Below are 4,406 nucleotides of genomic sequence, written 5' to 3'. Positions count from 1 at the left end.
CCGAACAAGCTGCACCAGCAGGACGTCAACGAGCCCTTCAAGATCCTCGATCTTGACGGCGCCTACGACGTCATTGCCCGCATCCACGGTGGCGGCATCTCCGGCCAGGCCGGTGCCCTGCGCCTCGGCATCGCCCGTTCGCTGAACGAGATCGACACCGAGAACAACCGCGCCACCCTGAAGAAGGCCGGTTACCTGCGCCGCGACGCTCGCGTCATCGAGCGCAAGAAGGCCGGTCTCAAGAAGGCCCGCAAGGCTCAGCAGTACTCGAAGCGTTAATTCTGCTTCCAAGCGCTTATGGCGCTTGCACGAAAGCCCGTCCCGCCACTCGGCGGGGCGGGCTTTCGCCGTTTAAGCCAGACTTGCACCGGCCATCGACTAAACTTGGTCCGATGTCTAGATTATTTGGAACCGATGGAGTCCGGGGCCTGGCGAACGGGTTGCTGACCGCCGAGCTCGCGTTGCAGCTGGCCCAGGCCGCCGCCGTCGTACTTGGCCATGACCGCAACACGACCGGGAAGCGGCCGATCGCCGTGGTGGCACGGGACCCGCGGGCCAGCGGGGAGTTCCTCGCGGCTGCCGTGGAGGCGGGGCTCTCCAGCTCGGGAATCGACGTCTACGACGCCGGCGTGCTGCCCACCCCGGCCGCCGCCTACCTCGTGGCGGACCTCAACGCCGACTTCGGCGTGATGATCTCCGCCTCGCACAACCCGGCGCCGGACAACGGCATCAAGTTCTTCGCCCGCGGCGGCCAGAAGCTGCCCGACGACGTCGAGGACGCCATCGAAGTGCAGCTCGGCAAGGAGCCCTTCCGGCCCGTCGGCGGTGAGGTCGGACGCATCCAGCGCTTCTCCGACGCAGAGGACCGCTACATCGTGCACCTGCTCGGCACGCTTCCGCACCGCCTGGACGGCCTGAAGATCGTCCTCGACTGCGCCCACGGCGCTGCCAGCGGCTGTTCCCCGCAGGTGTTCAAGGACGCCGGCGCCAACGTGATCGTCATTGGCGCCGAGCCGGACGGGCTCAACATCAACGAAGGGGTCGGCTCCACGCACCTCGGCCCGCTCAAGCGGGCCGTCCTGGACCACGGAGCGGACCTCGGCATCGCGCACGACGGCGACGCCGACCGCTGCCTCGCCGTGGACCACGAAGGCAACGAGGTGGACGGCGACCAGATCATGGCCATCCTGGCCGTCGCCCTCAAGGACGCCGGAAAGCTCAGGGACGATGTCCTCGTGGCCACCGTCATGAGCAACCTCGGCCTGAAGATCGCCCTGCGCGACGCCGGGATCAGCCTGCGCGAAACCGGCGTGGGGGACCGCTACGTCCTCGAGGAAATGCGCAACGGCGGCTACAGCCTTGGCGGCGAGCAGTCCGGGCACGTAATTTTTGCCGACCACGCCACCACCGGAGACGGCGTCCTGACCGGACTGCAGATTGCCGCCCAGGTGGCACTCACCGGCCGCCCGCTCAAGGAGCTGTCAACGGTGATGACCAAGCTGCCCCAGGTCCTCATCAACGTCAAAGGCGTGGACCGTACCCGGGTCAAGGGCGATGCGGTGGTGGCGCAGGCAGTATCCGCGGCAGAATCCGAACTCGGCGACACCGGACGCGTCCTGCTGCGCCCCTCGGGCACCGAGCCGGTGGTGCGCGTGATGGTGGAGGCCGCAGACCACAAAACCGCCCAGGGCGTCGCGGAGCGACTGGCCCAGGTGGTCCGGACCGAACTGGCTTTGGAGCTCGTCCCCGAATAGCCGGCCAAGCCGGTTCCGTCCGCGAATCGCTGTGCCCGGCGACGCCGGGTTTCCCCACCTATGCCCGCGTCCGACGGCGTGTGGGCCGGTTGCGCCGGCGTGTACCGGCGTCGTGGTGGCAAAGATGGGGAAAATCCGCGCGGACCGACGCCGCCCCACGGATAGCCCGGCGCTGCCCTACAAGTACGCCGGGGCGGCTTCCAGCCCGAAGTACTGTTCCAGCGTGCCGATGCCGCGGGCGCGCATGTCCGCGGCCGCCTCCTTGCCGATGAAGCGCAGATGCCATGGCTCATAGAAATACCCGGTGATTTCGTGCAGCATCCACGGGTAGCGGACAACGAAGCCGAAGCGGTGGGCGTTCGCCTTGGCCCAGATCGCCGCCGGGCGGTCCTTGAACTGGGGCGTGAAAGCGTCCGCCCCGCTGCCGTCGCCGATGTCGAACGCCCAGCCCGTCTGGTGCTCTGAGTAGCCGGGCCGGGCCGAGGCGGTGTCGGCCTCCGCCTGGCCGCGGGAATTCACGTAGCTGCCGTAGGTTGCCCGCTGCGTCGCGAACGAACGGTACCCGCTGGCCAGCGTGATGATGACGCCGTCGGCAGCCGCGGCCGCGAACATCCTCTCAGCCGCTGCCGCCGTCGTGCTGTTCACCAGCGCCGCCTCGCCCGACGTCGCCAGACGGACGGCCGGGCGGGCCAGATCCGGCGGCACAAAGGTGGCGGGGGAGAGCGGACGGTGCTTGTTGACGATCACCCACGGGCTGGTGGGGTCCGAGAGGGAATGCTGCGGTCCCGGCGCCGCGGCCGATGGAGGACGAGCAGCGGCCGACGGCGACGCCGTCGACGGCGCCTGCGTCGCCGCAGGGGTGGCTTCCGGAACGGGCGCCGATGATGAGCTTGCCGGCGGGGTCGACGCCGCCGCGGCGGCGGTCGGCGTCGAACTGCCCGTGGCCGTGCCCGGGGTCGGCCCCGGGGTGCCGGACGGCGTGAAGGACTGGGCCGGGGTGCAGGCGGACAGCGCCGCGAGACCCGTGCCCGCCAGCAGGAGGCGGCTGAAGGCCCGGCGGCTCGGCGATTCCGGGCCGGCTTCCTGCCGTCCTGCCGTCCTGTCCGCGTCGTCGTAGCACATGTGTGCTAGACCTTCCTCAGCAGCATCCGGCGGATGGAGTGGTCGGCGTCCTTGGTCAGGACCAGTTGCGCGCGGCCCCGGGTCGGGAGGACGTTTTCCTCCAGGTTGGGTTCGTTGATGCGCTTCCAGATCTCACGGGCGGTCTCTTCGGCCTCGGCATCGGAGAGCGTGGCGTAGCGGTGGAAGTACGATTCCGGCTGAGCGAAGGCCGTGCTCCGCAGTTTGCGGAACCGGTCCACGTACCACTCCTCGATATACGAGGTCTTCGCGTCGACGTAGATGGAGAAATCGAAGAAGTCGCTCAGGGCCAGGCCCTGCCTGCCGTCCTGCCGCGGCCTGGCCGGAGCCAGGACGTTCAGTCCCTCGACTATCAGCACGTCCGGGCGGCGTACCACCACTTCCTTGCCGGGGACGATGTCATAGGTGACGTGGGAGTACCAGGGGGCCCGGACCTCCTCGGCGCCGCCCTTGATCTCGCTCACGAAGCGCAGCAGGGCACGGCGGTCGTAGGACTCCGGAAAACCCTTGCGCTCGAGCAGTTGCCGGCGCCTGAGCTCGGCGAGCGGGTAAAGGAATCCGTCCGTGGTGATGAGCTCCACATTGGGGGTGCCGGGCCAGCGCCGGAGCATTTCGCGCAGGACGCGGGCGATGGTGGACTTGCCTACGGCCACCGAACCGGCCACGCCGATCACGAACGGCGTGCGCTGGGTGCTTTCGCCGAGGAATGTGGTGGTGGCCGCGTGAAGCTGGCCCGCGGCTTCCACGTAAAGGTGCAGGAGCCGGGACAGCGGCAGGTAGACCTCGCGCACTTCCTTGATGTCGAGGGGGTCCCCGAGGCCGCGAAGGCGGAACACATCCTCTTCATTAAGGGGCTGCTCCATCTGGGCAGCGAGCCGGGACCAGGTCTGCCGGTCCAGCTCCACGAACGGGGAGACACCTTCCCCGTTCGCTTCATTGCGTTGCAAAGTCACCCTAGAGATTCTGCCCTTCACAACGCCGAGAGCGAAATGGACTGGCCGGTGGAAGCCGGGGCAGGCCGTCCTGAGCCCCGCGCGGGGGCCTTCACGCCCGCCGTCCCACGTCCTCCCTCCCCGAAACCCGCTAGGCTTATGACCATGTGTGGAATCGTTGGATATGTGGGCCACTCAGATGGCCGGGTAAATGCTGGACACAATGCCTTGGACGTTGTCCTTGAAGGATTGCGGCGCCTGGAGTACCGCGGCTACGACTCCGCGGGTATCGCTGTAGTGGCCGACGGCACGATTTCTTCCCGGAAGAAGTCCGGCAAACTGAGCAACCTCATCGCGGAGCTGGACGCCCGCCCGCTGCCGGAATCCCTCACGGGAATCGGCCACACGCGCTGGGCGACGCACGGCGGCCCGACGGACCAGAACGCTCACCCGCACCTGGCCGACGGCGGCAAGCTGGCCCTGATCCACAACGGCATCATCGAGAACTTCGCCGAGCTCAAGCTCGAGCTCCAGCGCAAGGGCGTCACCTTCGAATCCGAGACCGACACGGAAGTGGCGG

General features: G+C 68.2%; 4 protein-coding genes and 1 pseudogene. 3 read left to right on the top strand and 2 right to left on the bottom strand.

Features of this window, described 5'->3' with window-relative positions:
- On the top strand, positions 1 to 279 hold a 279-nt coding region (gene rpsI / locus Y706_RS0105380), incomplete at its 5' end, for a 30S ribosomal protein S9 (RefSeq protein ID WP_028275768.1).
- Positions 280 to 392: 113 nt separating this feature from the next.
- On the top strand, positions 393 to 1,754 hold the full coding sequence (gene glmM / locus Y706_RS0105375) for a phosphoglucosamine mutase (protein ID WP_028275767.1): 1,362 nt from the start codon (positions 393 to 395) through the stop codon (positions 1,752 to 1,754).
- A 177-nt stretch (positions 1,755 to 1,931) separates the two neighbouring features.
- Here glmM and Y706_RS29545 read toward each other — a convergent pair whose 3' ends face one another.
- Both Y706_RS29545 and coaA read right to left on the bottom strand, forming a co-directional pair.
- Positions 1,932 to 2,876, bottom strand: a complete 945-nt coding sequence (locus Y706_RS29545; protein WP_043434918.1) for a M15 family metallopeptidase — start codon at positions 2,874 to 2,876, stop codon at positions 1,932 to 1,934.
- A 5-nt stretch (positions 2,877 to 2,881) separates the two neighbouring features.
- Positions 2,882 to 3,847 (bottom strand): type I pantothenate kinase, encoded by a 966-nt coding sequence (coaA, locus tag Y706_RS0105360; protein WP_028275764.1) that lies wholly within the window; start codon positions 3,845 to 3,847, stop codon positions 2,882 to 2,884.
- A 144-nt stretch (positions 3,848 to 3,991) separates the two neighbouring features.
- On the opposite strand from coaA, the pseudogene Y706_RS27850 reads away from it, so the two are divergent.
- Positions 3,992 to 4,406 (top strand): annotated as a pseudogene (locus Y706_RS27850) (glutamine--fructose-6-phosphate aminotransferase); the annotation flags it as partial.

Source organism: Arthrobacter sp. I3 (genome assembly GCF_000520575.1).
Lineage (GTDB): Bacteria > Actinomycetota > Actinomycetes > Actinomycetales > Micrococcaceae > Arthrobacter > Arthrobacter humicola_A.
This window is presented reverse-complemented; position numbering and strand designations above follow the sequence as displayed.

What these genes read in the sequence shown, in the direction of transcription:
- Y706_RS29545 (WP_043434918.1), bottom strand. Translation starts at nt 2,876, where the DNA reads ATGTGCTACGACGACGCGGACAGGACGGCAGGACGGCAGGAAGCCGGC.
- glmM (WP_028275767.1), top strand. Translation starts at nt 393, where the DNA reads ATGTCTAGATTATTTGGAACCGATGGAGTCCGGGGCCTGGCGAACGGG.